The 19,651-nt window shown below is 42.3% G+C and carries 17 protein-coding genes; 11 read left to right on the top strand and 6 right to left on the bottom strand.

The window, feature by feature from the left end; genetic code table 11:
- Positions 1 to 406: 406 nt before the first annotated feature.
- A complete protein-coding gene (gene ppdK / locus R8806_RS09235) occupies positions 407 to 3,139 on the bottom strand; it encodes a pyruvate, phosphate dikinase (RefSeq protein ID WP_151412130.1) in 2,733 nt (910 codons plus the stop codon).
- 267 nt (positions 3,140 to 3,406) lie between these two features.
- Here ppdK and R8806_RS09230 point away from each other — a divergent pair, with 267 nt between their 5' ends.
- From R8806_RS09230 to R8806_RS09205, 6 genes are all read left to right on the top strand, one after another.
- Positions 3,407 to 4,345, top strand: coding sequence for a TIGR01212 family radical SAM protein (locus tag R8806_RS09230; protein WP_124318450.1), 939 nt, complete (start codon positions 3,407 to 3,409; stop codon positions 4,343 to 4,345).
- Between the two features lie 235 nt (positions 4,346 to 4,580).
- Entirely contained in the window at positions 4,581 to 5,072 is a 492-nt protein-coding gene (locus R8806_RS09225) for a prolyl-tRNA synthetase associated domain-containing protein (protein WP_124318264.1), read from the top strand.
- 48 nt (positions 5,073 to 5,120) lie between these two features.
- Positions 5,121 to 5,780 (top strand): aspartate kinase, encoded by a 660-nt coding sequence (locus tag R8806_RS09220; protein WP_087421069.1) that lies wholly within the window; start codon positions 5,121 to 5,123, stop codon positions 5,778 to 5,780.
- 163 nt (positions 5,781 to 5,943) lie between these two features.
- On the top strand, positions 5,944 to 7,269 hold the full coding sequence (ffh, locus tag R8806_RS09215; RefSeq protein ID WP_087421070.1) for a signal recognition particle protein: 1,326 nt from the start codon (positions 5,944 to 5,946) through the stop codon (positions 7,267 to 7,269).
- Positions 7,270 to 7,425: 156 nt separating this feature from the next.
- Positions 7,426 to 8,301, top strand: coding sequence for a bifunctional methylenetetrahydrofolate dehydrogenase/methenyltetrahydrofolate cyclohydrolase FolD (gene folD / locus R8806_RS09210; protein WP_087421071.1), 876 nt, complete (start codon positions 7,426 to 7,428; stop codon positions 8,299 to 8,301).
- An 84-nt stretch (positions 8,302 to 8,385) separates the two neighbouring features.
- Entirely contained in the window at positions 8,386 to 9,618 is a 1,233-nt protein-coding gene (locus R8806_RS09205) for a nucleoside recognition domain-containing protein (protein ID WP_151412131.1), read from the top strand.
- Here R8806_RS09205 and R8806_RS09200 read toward each other — a convergent pair.
- Positions 9,578 to 10,144: a DUF4251 domain-containing protein gene (locus R8806_RS09200; protein ID WP_124318367.1), complete on the bottom strand. Its 567-nt coding sequence runs from the start codon at positions 10,142 to 10,144 to the stop codon at positions 9,578 to 9,580. The genes R8806_RS09205 and R8806_RS09200 overlap by 41 nt on opposite strands.
- 125 nt (positions 10,145 to 10,269) lie before the next feature.
- On the opposite strand from R8806_RS09200, the gene R8806_RS09195 reads away from it, so the two are divergent.
- The 4 genes from R8806_RS09195 (at position 10,270) to R8806_RS09180 (ending at position 12,987) form a co-directional block, all read left to right on the top strand.
- A complete protein-coding gene (locus R8806_RS09195) occupies positions 10,270 to 10,623 on the top strand; it encodes a BlaI/MecI/CopY family transcriptional regulator (RefSeq protein ID WP_151412132.1) in 354 nt (117 codons plus the stop codon).
- Positions 10,624 to 10,637: 14 nt separating this feature from the next.
- Positions 10,638 to 11,618, top strand: coding sequence for a M56 family metallopeptidase (locus tag R8806_RS09190; RefSeq protein WP_124317796.1), 981 nt, complete (start codon positions 10,638 to 10,640; stop codon positions 11,616 to 11,618).
- A complete protein-coding gene (locus R8806_RS09185) occupies positions 11,615 to 12,151 on the top strand; it encodes an energy transducer TonB (RefSeq protein WP_307720348.1) in 537 nt (178 codons plus the stop codon). Before R8806_RS09190 ends, R8806_RS09185 begins: the two co-directional genes overlap by 4 nt.
- Before the next feature lie 188 nt (positions 12,152 to 12,339).
- Positions 12,340 to 12,987 (top strand): energy transducer TonB, encoded by a 648-nt coding sequence (locus tag R8806_RS09180; RefSeq protein WP_151412134.1) that lies wholly within the window; start codon positions 12,340 to 12,342, stop codon positions 12,985 to 12,987.
- A gap of 78 nt (positions 12,988 to 13,065) precedes the next feature.
- On the opposite strand, the gene R8806_RS09175 is transcribed toward R8806_RS09180, so the two are convergent.
- The 3 genes from R8806_RS09175 to R8806_RS09165 are packed head-to-tail and all read right to left on the bottom strand — an operon-like array spanning position 13,066 to position 16,554.
- Positions 13,066 to 14,337, bottom strand: a complete 1,272-nt coding sequence (locus tag R8806_RS09175; RefSeq protein WP_124317795.1) for a M16 family metallopeptidase — start codon at positions 14,335 to 14,337, stop codon at positions 13,066 to 13,068.
- Between the two features lie 11 nt (positions 14,338 to 14,348).
- The gene (locus R8806_RS09170) at positions 14,349 to 15,590 is read right to left on the bottom strand and encodes a M16 family metallopeptidase (protein WP_124317794.1); all 1,242 of its coding nucleotides are present in this window, start codon (positions 15,588 to 15,590) and stop codon (positions 14,349 to 14,351) included.
- 16 nt (positions 15,591 to 15,606) lie between these two features.
- Complete coding sequence (locus R8806_RS09165) at positions 15,607 to 16,554, bottom strand: NAD(P)H-dependent flavin oxidoreductase (RefSeq protein WP_151412135.1); 948 nt, start codon at positions 16,552 to 16,554, stop codon at positions 15,607 to 15,609.
- A gap of 415 nt (positions 16,555 to 16,969) precedes the next feature.
- On the opposite strand from R8806_RS09165, the gene R8806_RS09160 reads away from it, so the two are divergent.
- A complete protein-coding gene (locus tag R8806_RS09160; protein WP_124318390.1) occupies positions 16,970 to 18,622 on the top strand; it encodes an MFS transporter in 1,653 nt (550 codons plus the stop codon).
- Between the two features lie 79 nt (positions 18,623 to 18,701).
- Here the strand turns inward: R8806_RS09160 and R8806_RS09155 are convergent, their stop codons facing one another.
- Positions 18,702 to 19,649, bottom strand: a complete 948-nt coding sequence (locus R8806_RS09155) for a glycosyltransferase family 2 protein (RefSeq protein WP_151412136.1) — start codon at positions 19,647 to 19,649, stop codon at positions 18,702 to 18,704.
- Between the last annotated feature and the right edge of the window lie 2 nt (positions 19,650 to 19,651).

Below are 19,651 nucleotides of genomic sequence, written 5' to 3'. Positions count from 1 at the left end.
ATATTTTCAAAAATATTGCTATTATGCTGTTTTTATGTTGTTTAACTAGCTTCTTTATGTCGATAATTTGCCTACTGTTCTCACCCGATATTATTTATTTTATATGTAAATAATATGTAAAATGTTAATATTGTTATTTAGAATGAATTTAACAAGTAGAATTGAGATGTAAATATATGTATCAATATATTTATTGTATTTTTAATCTAAAAAATGGCTCTATGCGTTAGTGGGTGATGAATTTGTGTCGTGAATGAATAACATATTTTTACCATTTACTGGAAAGAGAAATAGCTTTCGGGGGAGATCGCACGAAAAATTTAGGAGAAGAATGTGTAGAATCAAACATGAAAAAAGGAGCTGTCTCCTTAAAAAACAGCTCCTCGTTTATTTATTAAAAATTGTCTTATTTGTTGGTGTGCATGATAGCAGCCTGAGCCGCAGCCAAACGTGCGATGGGTACACGGAACGGTGAACATGAAACGTAGTCCATACCCACTTTGTCGCAGAAGATCACGGAAGAGGGTTCTCCACCATGTTCTCCACAGATTCCGAGTTTCAACTTGCTGTTAGTTGAACGTCCTTTTTGAGCTCCCATTTGAACTAATTGTCCCACGCCTTCTTGATCCAATACGGCGAACGGATCGGTCTTCAAGATACCTTTCTTGATATATTCCGGTAAGAATTTACCAGCGTCATCGCGAGAATATCCGAAAGTCATCTGGGTTAAGTCGTTCGTACCGAAAGAGAAGAATTCTGCAACTTCTGCAATTTGGTCTGCGGTTAATGCGGCACGAGGAATTTCAATCATGGTTCCTACCATGTAATCTACTTTCACGCCCTTTTCTGCAAATACCACGTCAGCAGTGCAACGGATGATGTTCGCTTGTTGTCTTAATTCTTTCACAGTACCTACCAACGGAACCATGATTTCCGGCTTCGGGTTAAAGCCTTTCAGCTTCAAGTTACAAGCAGCTTCAATGATTGCACGGGCTTGCATTTCGGTGATTTCCGGGTAAGTGATTCCTAAACGGCAACCGCGGTGACCTAACATCGGGTTGAATTCGTGTAACGCATCCACTTTTTCTTTGACAACTTCTACTGAAATACCCATTTTTTCAGCCATATATTTTTGAGATTCCGGCTCGTTCGGGGTAAATTCATGTAATGGCGGGTCTAATAAACGGATGGTAACTCCGAATCCGTCCATAGCCTCAAGGATTCCCTCGAAGTCACTTCTTTGCATCGGAAGGATTTTTGACAAAGCGATACGGCGTTGTTCAACGGTATCAGACAGGATCATTTCACGCATGGCGTCGATACGGTCGCCTTCGAAGAACATGTGTTCCGTGCGGCAAAGACCAACACCCTTGGCACCGAAATCACGTGCTACTTTGGCATCACGAGGTGTGTCTGCATTGGTTCTCACGTACATGCGAGTATGTTTCTCGGCCAAATCCATGATAGTTCTGAAGTCATGGTCCAGTGACGCCTCGGTGGTGGCTACTTTACCCAAGTAAACTTCTCCGGTAGAACCGTTCAAAGAAATCCAGTCGCCTTCATTGATGGTAACACCTTTCACTGTGAAGGAACGTTTGTGGTAATCAACAACGATTTCTCCGGCTCCGGAAACACAGCATTTACCCATACCGCGGGCAACAACAGCCGCATGAGAGGTCATACCCCCCCGTGCGGTAAGGATACCTTCGGAAACGTTCATTCCGCGTAAATCTTCGGGAGAAGTTTCCAAACGGACTAATACTACTTGCTCGCCTCTGTTTTTCCATTCTTCCGCCTCGTCAGCAAAGAATACGACACGTCCGCAAGCGGCTCCCGGGGATGCCGGTAAACCTTTGGTTAATACTTTTGCTTTGGATTGTGATTCTTTGTCGAATACCGGGTGAAGTAATTCATCCAGTTTAGCCGCTTCCAAGCGAAGTATAGCGGTTTCTTCATTGATCATGCCTTGTTCGAGCATGTCAACCGCCATTTTTACCATAGCCGTACCGGTACGTTTTCCGTTACGGGTTTGCAACATCCATAATTTACCGTCTTGGATGGTAAATTCAAGGTCTTGCATATCGTGGAAATAGTCTTCCAGTTTTTGTTGAACGGCATTTAATTCAGCGTAGGCGGCTGGCATGGATTCTTCCAGTGAAGGATATTTAGCGGCACGCTCTTCTTCTGAGATATTTTGCATTTTAGCCCAACGGCGCGATCCCTCGATGGTAATCTCCTGCGGGGTGCGGATTCCGGCAACAACGTCCTCTCCTTGCGCGTTGATCAGGTATTCTCCGTTGAAAATATCTTCACCGGTAGCGGCATCACGCGTGAAAGCAACTCCGGTCGCAGAATTGTTACCCATGTTTCCGTAAACCATGGCTTGAACATTTACCGCTGTTCCCCATTCTTCAGGGATTTGATTCAACTGGCGGTACAGAACGGCACGCTCCGTCATCCATGAATCGAACACGGCGCAGATGGCTCCCCATAATTGCTCCCACGGGCAGGTCGGGAAATCTTTACCGGTTTTGGTTTTAACGACAATTTTGAAACGACGAACAAGTTCTTGCAGGTCTTCAGCCGAGAATTCGGTGTCGTTAGAAATATTTTTTTCTGCTTTTAATTTGTCGATTTCAACTTCGAACGGGTTGTGTTCGCCTTTTCCGGCTGCAACGCCCATCACGACATCTCCATACATTTGTACGAAACGACGGTATGAATCCCATGCAAATCTGGCGTTACCTGATTTTTCAGCCACGATTTTAACGGCATCATCATTCATTCCCAAGTTCAACACGGTATCCATCATACCCGGCATGGACACCCTGGCTCCGGAACGCACGGAAACTAAAAGAGGGAAAGCCTCTCCTTTTGATCCGAATTTGGCATTCATTAACTTTTCTGTAGCTGCGATACCGGCTTTAACATCATTCTCGATTAGTTTTATGACAGCGTCTTTTCCTTCTTGATTATAAAGGGTACAAACTTCTGTTGTGATAGTAAAACCTGCAGGTACAGGAACTCCGATGAGATTCATTTCGGCAAGATTGGCGCCTTTGCCTCCTAGCAGGTTTCTCATGTCTGCTTTTCCTTCTGCTTTTCCGTCACCAAAGGTGTAAACGTACTTCGTACTCATAATTCTGTTAGATTTTTGCGTTTACCTCCTGACATTCAGGAGTGATTGTTTATAGATCATTCTTTTCTCAAAATTTCATCTTAGGGATGCAAAGATAATTTTTTTTCTTGAATATATAAATAGGAAAAAATAGTTAAAATCTACGCAAACGTATGAAATTGGTAACTTTTCGGTAAAAATAGAGGTGTTGATAAAAAATTAGTGGGTTTTGTTAAATTCTAAACAGATAAATATTTATTTTTGCGAGCTGTTAATATTTTGTTCCAGATGAAATTTGAACTCGGTAAAAAACGATATAATGATTATCCGACTTTTTTTAAAACTCTTTTCGAGGAAAGGGTACAAAAGTTGTCGATAGATGGAGGATTCACTTGTCCTAACCGGGATGGGAGTAAGGGAGTGGGGGGATGTTCGTTCTGTAATAACGAGAGTTTTAACCCCGATTATTGTCGAGCGGTGCGGGGAATTACGGAACAGATCGATGAAGGTATCCGTTTTTTTGCCCGGAAGTATAAGGGACAAAGATATTTGGCTTATTTTCAGGCGTATTCGAACACGTATGCGCCGTTAGACGTGTTGAAGTTACGTTATGAAGAGGCTTTGGCTCATCCGATGATCTCGGGATTGGTAATCGGGACGCGACCGGATGTGGTGAGCGAGGAGGTTTTGGATTATCTGGAGGAATTGGCAAGGCGGTATTATGTCTGCGTGGAATACGGGGTGGAGTCCGTGAATGATACTGTTTTACGTCAGGTAAACCGGGGACATGATTTTGCCGTTGCAGAACAGGCTATCCGAGCTACAGCGGGACGTGGAATAACGATTGGTGCGCATTTGATTTTCGGGTTACCGGGGGAAAGTCGTGAATCCATGTTGGAGGGGGCTATTCGTTTGTGTGAATTGCCGATTCAAGTATTGAAACTTCACCAGTTGCAAATTGTGAAAGGGACTCGATTGGCGGAACAATATTTGGAAAATCCGGCACTCTTTCGTCTTTACACGTTGGATGAATATTTGGATTTTGTCGTGGAAGTTATCGAACGTATCCGGTCCGATGTTTATTTGGAGCGTTTCGTGAATCAATCACCTCCCGAATATTTAATCGCTCCACAATGGGGAATTAAAAATTTCGAGTTCACGGCAAAATTGGATAAACGTTTGGAAGAATTGGATACGTGGCAGGGAAGGTTAAAAGATAAAAGTTAAAGGTTAAAAACTAAAAGTTTGAATGAAGTTTATGGTTTTGGGTAATGTAGAATTTAAAATTTAGAATGAAAGGACTACCCCCACCGGCTCCCCCTGTGTAAGGGGGAGTTAGAGGGGGTAGATTGGAAAGGTAAAAGATAAAAACTAAAAGATAAAAGTTGGAAATCAAGAAGCGTTGGCTCCGTGTGGCTGGAATCTAAAATCTAAAATCATAAAATCAAAAATTAATTAATACATGGTAGGACAGGAGAAAGTATATGAAACGTTGGCAGCTCTGGGGATAGAGTTTGAATATACGGAACATCCGGCTGCACCGACGATTGAGATTGCCAGACAATATTGGAAAAATCTGGATAGTACACATTGCAAGAACTTGTTTTTCAGAAATCACAAGGGGAATCGTCATTATTTGGTAATTCTTCAATGTGATCATGATATGGCTATCCATGATATGGAAAAAATGTTGAAGCAGGGTAAGTTAAGTTTTGCCTCTGAAACTCGAATGGAAAAATATTTGGGATTACGTCCCGGTTCTGTCAGTCCTTTTGGTTTGCTGAATGATGCGGAACACCACGTGTATGTATTTCTGGATAAGCATTTACAGGAAGCCAAAAGATTATCATTCCACCCGAATGACAATCACGCCTCGTTAGCCATAAAAACGGAAGATTTCATTCGTTATATGGATTACGTGGGAAATGCTTACGAGTGGATAGAACTATATTAATAATGAGAGAAATAATTTTCAATTTTCAACTTTCAATTTTCAATTAACATGATCAGTGTAGCCCAAGCAGTGGAAGGAATCGTAAAGCATAAACCTTATTTGTCGGAATCTTTGGCGGCAGGGATTATCAATATCTCGGCTTTGGCCCGACAGATACAGGAAGAAGTGGAGAAATTATTGGGAAAGCCGGTAAATGCAGGTGCAATCGTGATGGCGTTGAATCGGTTGGCTCCTTATTTACAAGTGCGGGAACAGGTACAATTAAACAAGTTGCTGAATAACATGGGGGATATTATCTTGAGGAGTAACTTGTGTGATTACACGTTTAAAAATTCGAATACTCTGATGGATTGCCATATCCGGGTGCTGAAATCCATTGCACGAAGAGACGAGGTCTTCTACACGATGGTGCAGGGGGTTTTCGAGACCAACCTTGTCGTGAGTGAAATCATGGAAGGGATGGTGGATGAACATTTCAAGGAGGAACAGTGTATTTTCAAAAAGAATGGTTTGTCGTCCGTTACGTTGAAGCTCCCTAAAGGAAATATATTGCAACCCGGTTTCTATTATTGCATAATGAAGGAGTTATCTTGGGAGGGGATCAACTTGACGGAGGTTATTTCTTCCACCAACGAGTTTACCGTTGTGGTAGATAATTCGTTAATAGACAAAACGTTTGTGGTGTTGAAGAACATCAGTCGGAAATAGTAAAAAGAAGAGTGTCGCAAAATTGAAAAGTGAAAATGTATGTTTTCGGGTAAAATTATTAATTTTGCGGGGAATGAATTAATTAAGAGTTATAATAGCGAATTTTGAAGATTAGATGTGAGTGCATTGTAATTTTCAATTTTCGAATTTCAATTGATAAATTATGTTTGAGAATCTATCGGAGAGGTTAGAAAAATCGTTTAAGATTTTAAAAGGACAGGGAAAGATCACCGAGATTAACGTGGCCGAAACGCTTAAAGAGGTGAGACGTTCATTGTTGGATGCCGACGTAAACTATAAGATCGCGAAAGAGTTTACCAACACGGTAAAAGAAAAGGCATTGGGAATGAACGTGCTGACGGCCGTGAAACCGGGTCAGATGATGGTGAAGATTGTTCACGATGAATTGATCCAGTTGATGGGAGGGACCCATGTCGATATTAATATAAAAGGTAATCCGGCTGTTATCTTGATGTCGGGTCTGCAAGGTTCCGGTAAAACAACATTTTCTGGTAAACTGGCTAATTTACTGAAGACAAAGCGGGGAAAACATCCTTTGTTAGTAGCTTGTGACGTTTACCGTCCTGCAGCTATCGAGCAGTTAAAAGTGCTTGGGGAGCAGATCGGGGTACCCGTGTATAGCGAGGAAGGAAACAATGATCCTGTGAAAATTGCCTTGAATGCCGTGAAAGAGGCCCGGGCTACGGGTAAAGATGTCGTGATTGTCGATACTGCGGGACGTTTGGCTATTGACGAGCAGATGATGAATGAAATTGCTGCCATCAAGAAAGCAATCGATCCGGAAGAGACCCTTTTCGTGGTGGATGCCATGACCGGACAGGATGCCGTGAACACGGCGAAGGAATTTAACGATCGTCTGAACTTTGATGGTGTGATCCTGACCAAGCTGGATGGTGATACCCGTGGTGGTGCGGCATTGTCTATTCGTACCGTGGTGAGTAAGCCAATTAAATTTGTCGGTACGGGTGAAAAACTGGAGGCTCTTGATGTGTTCCATCCCGAACGTATGGCTGACCGTATCTTGGGTATGGGTGATATTGTTTCTTTGGTTGAAAAAGCTCAGGAGCAATTTGACGCGGAGGAGGCGAAGAAGTTACAGAAAAAGATCGCCAAGAATCAGTTTAATTTTAATGACTTCTTGAGCCAGATTCAGCAGATCAAAAAGATGGGTAACATAAAAGATCTGGCATCCATGATCCCGGGTGTGGGTAAAGCATTGAAAGATGTGGATATTGATGATGATGCGTTTAAAGGAGTTGAGGCTATCATTTACTCGATGACCCCGGAAGAGCGGGAGAATCCGGAACTAATCAACGGTTCTCGTCGTAAACGTATTGCATCCGGTAGCGGTACCACTATTCAAGATGTAAATCGCTTGTTGAAACAGTTCGATGAATCCAAAAAGATGATGCGAATGTTATCCAAGGGCGGTAAGATGATGGGGAATGCCCCGATGAAGAGACGCTAAAGATTTTAGATTTTAAATTTTAGATTTTAGATTTAATCCTTTTATCAGGTTTGAATTTGAGGTTTAAGATTTAAAATCAAATAGATAAAATTGTAATTTTAGATTTTACGTGAATGTTCATGTGAAATTTAAAATCTAAAATTTAAAATTGATTAGATGGAAATTATTGACGGTAAAAAAATTTCAGCACAGGTAAAGCAAGAGCTTGCAGATGAAATCGCTGCTTTCGTGGCAGAAGGGAAAAAGGTTCCGCATTTGGTTGCTGTACTTGTAGGAAATGACGGGGCTAGCGAAACGTACGTTGCTAGTAAAGTGAAGGCCTGTCAGGCGGTAGGGATGAAAAGTTCAGAATTGCGTTATGGTGATGACATCACTGAAGAGCAGTTGTTGGCAGTCATTGATAAGTTGAACGAGGACCCCGATGTGGATGGGTTTATTGTGCAGTTACCTCTCCCGAAACATATTTCCGAAGAGAAAGTTTTGAACCGTATTCATCCGGATAAGGATGTGGATGGTTTCCATCCTTGTAACGTGGGTCGCATGGTGTTAGGATTACCAACCTATTTGCCAGCAACCCCGGCGGGTATTGTGGAATTGCTGACCCGTTATAACATCCCGACAGAAGGCAAGCATTGTGTTGTTGTCGGAAGAAGTAATATCGTGGGAACACCCATGGCGGTATTGATGTCCCGGAAAGCCAAAAATGCTAATTGTACCGTTACATTATGTCATAGTAGAACGGCGAATTTGAAAGATATTACTCGGCAGGCGGATATTTTGATCGTGGCGATTGGTGTTCCGCATTTCCTGAAAGAAGATATGGTGAAAGAGGGAGCTGTTGTGGTGGATGTCGGGATTCATCGTATTCCTTCGGAAACTGCAAAGAATGGCTGGAAATTGGTCGGTGACGTGGATTATGACCACGTGGCTCCTAAATGTTCATATATTACTCCGGTTCCCGGTGGTGTGGGACCGATGACCATCGTGACGTTGTTGCAAAACACGATAAAAGCTTGTAAAGCAAAACATTAAATAATTGAAAGTTGAGAATTGAAAATGAAAGATGATTTCTTTTTTTAATTTTCAATTTTCAATTTTGCATTTTCAATTGATTTTATGGTTCTCAATTATATCTGGATTTTCTTTTTTGGTGCGGCATTTATCGTGGCGTTTTGTAAATTGATCTTCATGGGTGATACAGAAGTTTTTTCTGCCATCGTGAAGGCCACCTTTGATATGTCCAAAACGGGGTTTGAGATCTCGCTAGGTTTAACGGGAGTATTGACCTTGTGGATGGGGATCATGAAAATTGGAGAACGGGGAGGGGCCGTGAAAGTGATGTCATGGTTGATCAGTCCTTTTTTCCGGAAGTTGTTCCCGGAATTGCCACCGGATAGTCCGGCATACGGTTCGATCATGATGAATATTGCGGCAAATATGCTCGGGTTGGATAATGCAGCCACTCCCGTGGGATTGAAAGCGATGCAGCAAATGCAGGAGGTGAATCCTCATAAAGATCGGGCTTCCAATGCACAAATCATGTTTCTGGTGCTGAATACTTCCGGTTTGACGATTATCCCGGTCTCGATCATGGTGTATCGAGCGCAGATGGGGGCCGCGAATCCGGCTGATATATTTATTCCGATCTTGTTGGCAACTTACGTGTCCACGTTAGCCGGGCTGATTGCCGTGGCGGTATATCAACGGTTGAACCTGTTTAACCGGGTTGTCATGGCTTATTTGATAGGGGGCACTTTGGCCGTGGGTGGTTTAATCTGGTATTTTTCCGGGTTGGACAAGGAAACGATCACGACGATTTCCACGGTGGCGAGCAATGTTATTCTTTTTTCGATCATCACGGCTTTTATTGCGATGGGAGCTTGGCGTAAGATAAATGTGTACGACGCTTTTATTGATGGTGCAAAAGAGGGTTTTTCTGTCGCGATAAAGATTATTCCTTATTTAGTGGCTATTCTTGTAGCGGTTGGAGTGTTTCGGGCAGCGGGAGCGATGGACATGTTGATGAATGGATTGGAACGTTTGTGTCTGGCTTGTGGATTAGATGCTGATTTTATACCGGCCTTGCCTACGGCCTTGATGAAACCGCTTAGTGGAAGTGGGGCGCGGGGGCTGATGATTGATACCATGAATACGTTCGGGGCAGACTCTTTCGCCGGGCGATTAGCATCAACTTTTCAAGGGGCTACGGATACGACATTTTATATTATCGCCGTGTATTTTGGTGCGGTGGGGATTAAAAATACACGTTACGCGATACCTTGTGGATTGATTGCCGATTTTGCGGGTATTATTGCTGCTTTGGTGATGGCCTATATCTTTTTTGCGTAGTAGAATTTAAGGGTGTTATTTGCCCGACATAACTGATAGGAGCCCGCTTACGGTCACTAAAATATAAATAGCAAGTTCCGTCATATTGAATATCCATGTTCAGATAACAAATATCTTGGTTGGAGCGAACGGTTATTTGATAGGCAATCGCTTTCTTTTTTCCATCTTGGTAAATTTTTACCGTGCGACTGAATAATACCGTGTTGAAGGAAACTGAATCTAAGTGTGAATTTGATGCCCATGTAGCTCTGCCGAAATAAGGAAGTTGTGTCGTTACCAAGGAGTCATTTATGCTTAGATAACAATTTTGTGGGTTAATGTCAATGTTGGCACCCGCCCCCGGCGATGTGAAAAGTGTTTGTACGGTGGGGGTCGCAATATAGAACTTAACAGTGAATTGATCACTATTCACCAGTGCCAGTGTTTTCTGAAACTCTTTTTCGAAACGAATTTCTTTTTTATTCTGAGCCTGACCTGTTGTAAAGAATAGTATTCCAATCAAAAAGATAAACGTAATTCTTTTCATATTTCCCTTTTTCGAGTACTATACGTGGGTAGATCGAAAATGTTATAAATATATCTTCTACGAAAAGCTTGTATTATTACGAAAATTTCGTAGATTTGCGAAAGAATCGTAAATAAATAGTTCGTATGGAAAAATTGACACATCAGGAAGAAGAGGTAATGTTGATCATCTGGCAGGTGAAAAGTGGCGTGATAAAAGATTTTTTGAACCGGATGGAAGAACCGAGGCCGCCTTACACGACGGTCGCTTCTATCGTGAAGAACTTGGAGAAAAAAGGATTCCTGACCAGTAAGAAGCATGGAAATATTTACGAGTATATTCCCGTCATGGATGAAAGTGAATATAAAACGAAATTCATGTCCGGGGTGGTACGTAATTATTTTGAAAATTCTTACAAAGAGATGGTGACGTTCTTTGCTAAAGAGCAAAAGATCTCGGCAAAAGATCTCGAAGAGATCATCAAGTTAATAGAGAAATAATAAAATATACAATTATGGATGAGGCGTTCATTTATTTGATAAAGGTAAATATTGCGCTGGTCGTTTTTTATCTTTTTTATCGGCTATTATTTAGTCAGGATACCTTCTTTGTCATCCGGAGATTTTGTTTATGGACAATATTGGGTGTATCATTTGTTTATCCTTTGGTTGCATTTTCATTCGAAGAAGAACAAAAGATGGCTATTCAACAAGCGGTTGTTCAATACGCACCCAATTTACTTCCAGAAGTAAGCGTGTTCCCGGAAGGACATCAAGTATCAGTGGGCGTCTGGGATATTCTAAGGTTTTGCTATTGGGGTATCGTAACACTTTTACTCGGTCGGATTGTTATTCAATTGGTTTCAATCGTTCAGCTAGTCTATAAAGGGAAAAGGGCGTGCTGTTGTTCGACTTCGGTGATTACGTTATCGGGGAAGATTACACCGTTTTCTTTTTTTAAATGGATATTTGTAAGTCCATCGTTATACAATTCTGATGATATGCAAGAGATTATCACTCACGAGCGGATTCATGCGGAACAGTATCATTCGTTGGACGTGATGGTTTCCGAAATTTTATGTGCTTTCTTTTGGATGAATCCCGCCATGTGGTTACTGAAACGCGAGATTCGTCGTAATCTTGAATTTTTGGCGGATAAGTGTGTTGTTCACTCCGGTTTTGACCGTAAGGCTTACCAATATCACCTTCTCCGTTTATCCCATCCTTCGGCTGCAGCTCAAATAGTAAATAAATTTAATGTGTCACCATTAAAAAAACGTATTATGATGATGAATAAAAAAAGAACCTCCAGAATGGGGTTAATCAAATATGCCTTGCTTGTTCCGATTGCAGGACTGTTGATTTTATCCAGTAATGTGCAAGCAATCGTGCAAGTGAATGAAAATGTAATGGGCGTTACGGGGCAGGATTCTATAGTTGCCAAAGGAATTTTGTTGACACTAATGACCAGCCTCTTGTTGGAGCAAGTGTCATAATAAAGGGGACAGGTATTGGGACGATGACGGATGATAAGGGAGAATTTTCGATTACTGTAAAACCGGAAACCGTGCTTATTTTCTCTTACGTTGGAAAGGCAAATCAATTTCTTCCCGTGAAGAATGCCAAAAAAATGCGGATAAAAATGACAACAGAACCGGTTGTGTTGGATGAGCTAGTGGTTGTAGGATATAAAGAAAAAGGTGATAAGGATGAAGAGGTTTTCCAAATTGTAGAGGATATGCCTAAATTCGTGGGTGAAGATGGTAACGTGATGAAATTTTTGGCAAAAAGAATCCGTTACCCTTTTGAAGCGATGAAAAAGAATATTACAGGAAAAGTTTTCGTGACTTTTGTCATCAATAAAGACGGGGAGCCTGTAGATTTTAAGATTGCAAGGAGAGTGGATCCTTTGTTGGATCGAGAGGCCATACGTGTCCTGCAGTTGATGCCAAACTGGAAGCCGGGTACACAGAGAGGAAAGCCTGTTAGTGTTGAATATACTGTCCCGATTAATTTCCAATTGCAGTAGTTGTAAAGATACAAACCTCTTGTTGTATATAAATCTCCTATTTTGCATTATATATAATGTAAAATAGGAGATTTGTAAATTATTTTAATATCTTTGAAAAATAGTGTGAAGGTATAGGAACAGGTTGAAGTAGGTGTGTGGCTTGAGCTTGTTTTTGGCGGATTTATTAATTATTAAAAAGGTTCGTTATGACTACAAAGGGGAAAAGAGGTTTAAAGATGAAATGGGATTGGTGTATCCCGTTTTTTTCCATGTTGGGAATTTTGTTTTTAACTACTTGTCTGCAAGCGGCAGAAAAGGATTCGGTGAAGTTCGTGGCGAAAGGGATGGTGGTAAATAAGAATAAACAGCCCTTATGCGGGGCTTGTGTCATGGTGAAAAACTCGAACGAGAGAATATATACCGGGGTGGACGGGAAATTCTCGCTGGCGGTTAAGAAAGGGACGAAACTCGTGGTTTCTCTTTTGGGCAAGATGGATAAAGAGGTCCGTGCAAAGATTGACAAGGAGATGCAAGTGGTGTTGACTGACGAGGAATATATCGAGGAGAGAATGCCGCAATTTGTAGGCGAGGGGGTGGAAATGTATATCGTGCGGAATATAAAATATCCGAAAGATGCCTTGGAAATGAAGATTCAAGGGAAAGTCTACGTGCAATTTATTATAGAGAAAGACGGGAGCGTGTCGGAAATAAAAATTCTTCGTCCCGTTTATCCTTCTTTGGATTATGAGGCGTGTCGGATAATACAGGAAATGCCTCGATGGCGACCTGGAATTCAGAAAGGTAAGCCCGTGAGGGTTTCCTACACGATCCCGATAAATTTCATGTTGCAATAAAATACTCCCGAGAGGCGTTCAAGGGCGACCTCCCCTATCCACACCTAAAATGACTTCATGGAGTGGATAGGGGAGGTTTCAATTTTTCCCAGCTGTCACGATATACATATCGTCCACGGTCAAGTATTTTTGTGCCAGACGCGTAATGTCTTCGGGGGTACAGGAACGGATCTTGTCGATAGCCCGGAGATAGAACGTGTTATCTTGCCCGTAATTGAGTTTGTGTTTCAAGGCATCGGACTGGGAGAAAACACCGTCTAGTTCTCGTAATAATTCCCCGTTAAAATAACTCTTCACGAGACTTAATTCTTCTTCGGGAACGAGTTCTTCCTGTAGACGACGAATCTCTTTTATACATTCTGTTATCGTGGCCTCGGTTGCCTCGGCATTGACATCTGTTGCGATCATCCAGTGGGCTGCTTGCGGCATGGTAACGTTGTATGAGCCGATGCCATAGGTGTACCCTTTTTCTTCCCGGATGTTCGACATCAGGCGGGAACCGAAATAGCCACCGAGTACCATGTTTAAAAGCTGGAAATACGTGTAGTCTTCATCCAATAAGGTTACCCCACTTTTTCCGATGCGAATGCTGGTTTGCACGGCATCGGGTTTCGAGACATGATATTTACCGGGGCTGCTTGGTCGCATGGTATAAACTTTATCCGGTGGTAGTGGGTTACTGCTCATGGGCGAAAAGGCTTGGCTTACTTCTTGTAAAACGGTATCACTGACATTCCCGCAAATCATGATTCTGCATTGTGATGCCTGCACTCTTTCCCAGTAGAAATCATGTAATAATTCCGGTGTCACTTGGTCGAAATCTTCCAGTGCGAAACAGTTTGCATAAGGATGTTCCTTCCCATACATACGGTAGATGAATTCCATCCGGGCAAGGTAAGAGGTCTTTTCTATGTTTACCAGATGTTGCTGTTTTCGATTACGGATATACGTTTCCAGCTCTTTTTGCGGGAATGTACTTTCAAGTGTCATTTCTGCCAGCATACGAATGGTTTGCGAGGCGTATTTATTAAGCGAAATCAGGCTTAATTCAGCTTTGTGCATACCGCAATTGAAATCCACGTATGCTCCATGATAATCAAACAGCTCTGCAATTTCAGCAGAGGTATGTTGACGGGTTCCCTCGTTGAGCATGTTAATCATGCTTGATGCGACAACCGGACGGGATTGGTTGTAAATCCCGGCTGAGAGTACCACGTCCATCTTGAAAACCTCTTGATTGGGATCGTGAAGGTACACGATTTCGATTCCATTGGGAAGCGTGATTTGTTGATGCCCCCACAGCGATGGACGGGAGATTTCAGTGATGGACGGTTCTATATTCCTATTCATAAAAATAACAATTATTTGTCTTTAAGATACCACAAGGTAGAGCAATTCTGTGCGGAGAATAATTCTCGGGCGGTCTGTTTTATCGAATCAAGAGATACTTCTGCGTATCGGGTACACTCCGAATTAATCAAGTTAATATCTCCCAGATAGTCAAAAAACGCCAAGTTGGCTGATTTTCCTTGATAATTGATCTCGCTGTAAGAGATTCGGGCTTCAGTTTTGTTGATTACCTTTTGGAGTTCCCGTTCAGAAATCGGGTCTTCGATAAAACGATCAATTTCGTTTTGGATGGCGGCTTCAGCCTCTTCTATCGCTACTCCTTCCGAGAGTTTCCCGGAGAAAATGAATAATCCCGGATCCATGTCCCCGGTGATATAAGCGTCTACTTCCGAGAATAATTTCCCGTTTTTAATGAGGTTGATGTACAAGCGGGAGGATTGACCGTTGGATAATATGTCCGAGATCGTGTCGCACGTGTAGAAATTATCCGATCGGCGGTCGCCCATGTGGTATACTTTATAGATTGCATCTGCCGGAACTTTGTTATGCTCGCATACGAGGCGACGCTCTTCGGTTTGTTGCGGTTCCATGGGTAATGCTTTTCTCTTATAACGGGCGGGAGGAATGTCCCCGAACCATTTTTTCACGAGTTCAAGGGCTTTCTCGTCGGTAATATTACCACTGATACTTAGTATGGCATTATCCGGGGCATAGAAACGATGAAAGAAGTCTTCCACCTCTTCTAAGGATGCCCCTGCGATATGGTCAATGTTTTTCCCGATAGTAGGCCACTGATACGGATGTACCTTATAGGCTAATGGACGTAATTTCAACCAAATGTCCCCGTAAGGATTATTGAAGTAGCGCTGTTTGAATTCTTCAATGACCACGTTGCGTTGAACGTCAAGTGATTTTTGGGAAAAATCGAGTGCTAGCATCCGGTCTGATTCTAGCCACAAGGCCGTTTCGATATTGGGAGCCGGAATCGTGATGTAATAATTCGTGTAGTCGTTATTCGTGAAAGCATTACTATCCCCGCCCGCTTTCTGAACGTGATAATCGTAATCTGCGATGTGTTTGGATCCCCCGAACATTAAATGTTCAAAAAGATGGGCAAAGCCCGTGCGATTGGGATCTTCGTCCCGGGCACCTACTTTATAAAGGATGTTCACGGATACAAATGGAGTACTGGTATCCGTGTTACAAATCATTGTTAAGCCATTGTCTAGGGTGTGGCGTGTAAATTTTATCATAAATGTAAATTCATTTTCACAGTTTCAGATCGCCCAATTTGCTTGTTGTTTTGTTGAAATCAGCGATAATATCTTCCATAATTTCAGCCACGGTTTCTTCTTTGTGCAACATGGATGCGATTTGTCCGATTTCTAACTCGCCTTCCGTCATGTCACCTTCGAAGATTCCTTTCTTAGCCCGTCCTTTACCTAGAAGTTCGGTTAATTGGGCGGCCTCAGCTCCGGCGTCTTCCAGTGCTTTTACCTGATTGAAGAAGTCGTTTTTAATCAGACGAGTGGGGGCGAGTTTTTTTAATGCCAACATGGTGCCACCTTCTTCCGTGTCAAATACCCGTTGTTTGAATGTCGGATGGGCGGAAGATTCCGCGGCAACGGCAAAACGGGTTCCGATTTGTACTCCTTCCGCTCCGAGAGTCATGGCGGCTGCCACGGATTTTCCTGAGGATATTCCTCCTGCGGCAATAACAGGGAGGGAACAGGATTCCACTACATTGGGAATCAAGGTGAGCGTGGTTGTTTCTTCCCGTCCGTTATGTCCCCCGGCTTCAAAACCTTCTGCGACAACCGCATCTACTCCTGCCTCTTCGCATTTCTTTGCGAACAGGGTACTACTGATCACGTGTACCACAGTGATACCATGCGACTTTAACAGGGGAGTCCATTTTTTCGGGCTTCCGGCAGAGGTGAACACAATTTTAACACCTTCTTGGATGATGATATTCATAAGCCGGTCAATTTCCGGGTAAAGTAACGGGACATTGATCCCCCACGGTTTATCCGTGGCCTCTTTCATCTTCCGGATATGTTCCACCAGTACTTCCGGGTGCATGGAGCCAGCTCCTAGTAATCCTAATCCCCCGTTGTTACTTACTGCGGAGGCTAGGCGCCAGCCGCTACACCATACCATACCTCCTTGAATGATCGGGTATTTTATATTGAAAAGTTTTGTTATTCTATTTTCCATGATGTATGAATAAAGTCATTTGTAATAATCTTTAGTAAAAAATTAGCTATAGGAACCGCTTCTAGCTATAAAATCACTCTTCTTGGAAGGCGTGCCGTAAAACAAAGATAAAGAAAAATGCTTTCTGTAGACAACATTTTCCCGCAAAAAGTGCTTTCTTCAGAAAGCACTTTTTGCGGGAAAATGTTTGTACGGGGGAAAGTCCCTTGATATTCAGTAATTCTGGACTGAAATCCGGCAGTTCCCTTTTATTTTGGATTTCCCGTATTTTTAAAGAATAACAATGATTCTCTATTAAAAATAAATACTATTTTTGTTGCAAAATAAATTATTTACTTAGATGTGAAGAGGTAAAGGTGCGTGGTTATAGGAAAACATTGTTTATTTTCTTCATTTCTATAAAAAATAAATTCAAATGACAGAAAAGCTTACTCTTAGAGACAATGCAGCCGTTCGGTGGGCCGCTTTATTGTTGCTGGCATTAGCCATGTTTTGTTCATACATATTTATGGACATTTTATCACCGATTAAAGATTTGATGCAGTCGGAACGTGGTTGGGATTCGTTGGCATTTGGAACAATGCAAGGTTCTGAAACATTCTTGAATGTATTTGTATTCTTTTTAATTTTTGCCGGTATCATTCTGGATAAAATGGGTGTTCGTTTTACGGCTCTTTTATCAGGTGGTGTAATGTTAATCGGTGCGGTTATTAAATGGTATGCTGTTGCAGAAGGCTTTAAGGGAAGCGGGTTGGAAGCATGGTTTACGAACAATTTGAATTATATTCCGGGTTTTGACGAGTTGGGAATCTCCCCATTCTATCAGGGGATGCCTGCATCTGCTAAACTGGCTGCGGTTGGTTTCATGATCTTTGGCTGCGGTGTGGAAATGGCAGGTATCACGGTTTCTCGCGGTATCGTGAAATGGTTCAAGGGACGTGAAATCGCTTTGGCAATGGGGTCCGAAATGGCATTGGCTCGTTTGGGAGTTGCTACTTGTATGATTTTCTCTCCGTTCTTCGCGAAACTTGGTGGGCAAGTTGATGTTTCTCGTTCTGTTGCTTTTGGTGTGGTTCTATTGATGATTGCATTGATCATGTTCATTGTTTATTTCTTCATGGATAAAAAATTGGATGCACAGACCGGAGAGGCTGAAGAAAAAGATGAGCCCTTTAAAATTAAAGATATTGGGAAAATCCTGTCCAGTGGAGGTTTCTGGTTGGTTGCATTACTTTGTGTATTGTATTACTCGGCTATTTTCCCGTTCCAGAAATATGCGGTTAACATGCTACAATGTAATTTGACATTTACTCCTCCTGCCGAAGGTTCTTTCTGGGCTGGGAATGCTGTGACAATTATTCAATATTGTATCATGCTGGTTGTTGCAGCCACTGCATTTGCATTTAACTTTACAAGCAAGAAGGCATTGAAAACTTTGTTGCTAGCTATCTCTGTAATAGGTTTGATTATTTTCTGCTACATGGGTTATATGCGTCAGTCGGCAGAGACTATTTTTGCCGTATTCCCGTTGTTGGCAGTGGGTATCACGCCGATTCTTGGTAAAGTGGTTGACAATAAAGGTAAGGCTGCTACCATGTTGATGTTCGGTTCAATCTTGTTGATCGTGTGTCACTTGACATTTGCATTTATCTTACCTCTGTTTAAAGGTAGTGCGATCGGAGGTGTTTTGATTGCGTACGTGACCATTTTAATTCTGGGAGCATCGTTCTCGTTGGTTCCGGCTTCATTGTGGCCGAGTGTTCCGAAGTTGGTTGATCAGAGAGTGATAGGTTCTGCTTATGCATTGATCTTCTGGATTCAAAATATCGGTTTGTGGCTTTTCCCGTTATTGATCGGTAAAGTGTTGGATAACACGAATCCTCAAGTTGTAAATGACTTGAAGAATCACGTGATCACCCCGGAACAAGCAGCTGTTTCCTATGACTATACTTGGCCTCTTGTCATGTTGGCTTGTTTGGGGGGAGCCGCTTTGGTTATCGGTGTAATCCTGAAACGTGTTGATAAGGTGAAAGGCCTTGGTTTGGAATTGCCGAATGTTCAACAATAAGAGGAAAATTGATTATATTTATATTGAAAATGTCCACTTCAAATGAGGTGGACATTTTTAATTTAGAATATTTTGTGATTTATATTTTTTTCTCGATCCTGTACACGTTCCGATCGCTGGCACTTCGGGAAACTAATTCTGCCAGAAAACCGGACAAGAAAAGTTGAGAACCGATGATCATGCAGGTCAGAGCGATATAGAAGTAAGGATTGTTTGTTACCAGAGGGACTCTCAGGTTATGGGCCACGGCGATCAGTTTTTCAATACCAATCCAAGCGGCGGCACAAAATCCGATAATAAATAACAGCGTTCCCAGCGCACCGAATAAGTGCATGGGTTTTTTAGCGAACCGGGTAATAAAAGTTACGGAAAGTAGGTCGAGGAAACCGTTAATAAATCGGTTCAACCCGAATTTCGTTACCCCGTATTTTCGGGCTTGATGATGAACCACCTTTTCCCCGATCCGGGTGAATCCGGCCTGTTTGGCCAAAATCGGAATGTAACGGTGCATCTCCCCGTACACTTCGATATTCTTCACTACCGTGTTTTTATAAGCCTTTAACCCGCAATTAAAATCATGTAACTTGATGCCGGAGAACTTCCGGGCAGTAGCGTTGAAGAGCTTTGTCGGGAGTGTTTTGGTTATCGGGTCATATCTTTTCTTTTTCCAGCCGGAAATCAAGTCATAATCTTCTTCCGTGATCATGCGGTAGAGTTCAGGAATCTCATCCGGGCTATCCTGCAAGTCTGCATCCATGGTGATTACCACGTCTCCTTGTGCATCCTCGAAACCACAATGTAATGCGGCTGATTTCCCGTAATTACGGCGGAATTTAATGCCGCGTACATGATTGTCTTTAGCAGACAGTTGTTCGATCACTTTCCATGACTTGTCGTTACTCCCGTCATCTACCATGATAATTTCGTAGGTAAAATTGTTCGTTGTCATGACTTTTTCAATCCATGCGGAAAGTTCCGGTAACGATTCCTCTTCGTTATATAACGGTACGACTACTGAAATATCCATGT

Source organism: Butyricimonas faecihominis (assembly GCF_033096445.1).
In the GTDB taxonomy this organism is placed as follows: domain Bacteria; phylum Bacteroidota; class Bacteroidia; order Bacteroidales; family Marinifilaceae; genus Butyricimonas; species Butyricimonas faecihominis.
The sequence above is the reverse complement of the archived record's forward strand: the minus strand, read 5'-3'. Positions and strand labels throughout refer to the sequence as shown.

Coding starts and splice junctions, on each gene's coding strand:
- R8806_RS09155 (WP_151412136.1), bottom strand. CDS start 19,649: ATGGATATTTCAGTAGTCGTACCGTTATATAACGAAGAGGAATCGTTA.
- R8806_RS09225 (WP_124318264.1), top strand. CDS start 4,581: ATGGTAGGACAGGAGAAAGTATATGAAACGTTGGCAGCTCTGGGGATA.
- ffh (WP_087421070.1), top strand. CDS start 5,944: ATGTTTGAGAATCTATCGGAGAGGTTAGAAAAATCGTTTAAGATTTTA.
- R8806_RS09180 (WP_151412134.1), top strand. CDS start 12,340: ATGACTACAAAGGGGAAAAGAGGTTTAAAGATGAAATGGGATTGGTGT.
- R8806_RS09200 (WP_124318367.1), bottom strand. CDS start 10,144: ATGAAAAGAATTACGTTTATCTTTTTGATTGGAATACTATTCTTTACA.
- R8806_RS09175 (WP_124317795.1), bottom strand. CDS start 14,337: ATGAATAGGAATATAGAACCGTCCATCACTGAAATCTCCCGTCCATCG.
- R8806_RS09170 (WP_124317794.1), bottom strand. CDS start 15,590: ATGATAAAATTTACACGCCACACCCTAGACAATGGCTTAACAATGATT.
- R8806_RS09230 (WP_124318450.1), top strand. CDS start 3,407: ATGAAATTTGAACTCGGTAAAAAACGATATAATGATTATCCGACTTTT.
- R8806_RS09195 (WP_151412132.1), top strand. CDS start 10,270: ATGGAAAAATTGACACATCAGGAAGAAGAGGTAATGTTGATCATCTGG.
- R8806_RS09205 (WP_151412131.1), top strand. CDS start 8,386: ATGGTTCTCAATTATATCTGGATTTTCTTTTTTGGTGCGGCATTTATC.
- R8806_RS09160 (WP_124318390.1), top strand. CDS start 16,970: ATGACAGAAAAGCTTACTCTTAGAGACAATGCAGCCGTTCGGTGGGCC.
- folD (WP_087421071.1), top strand. CDS start 7,426: ATGGAAATTATTGACGGTAAAAAAATTTCAGCACAGGTAAAGCAAGAG.
- R8806_RS09190 (WP_124317796.1), top strand. CDS start 10,638: ATGGATGAGGCGTTCATTTATTTGATAAAGGTAAATATTGCGCTGGTC.
- R8806_RS09220 (WP_087421069.1), top strand. CDS start 5,121: ATGATCAGTGTAGCCCAAGCAGTGGAAGGAATCGTAAAGCATAAACCT.
- ppdK (WP_151412130.1), bottom strand. CDS start 3,139: ATGAGTACGAAGTACGTTTACACCTTTGGTGACGGAAAAGCAGAAGGA.
- R8806_RS09165 (WP_151412135.1), bottom strand. CDS start 16,554: ATGGAAAATAGAATAACAAAACTTTTCAATATAAAATACCCGATCATT.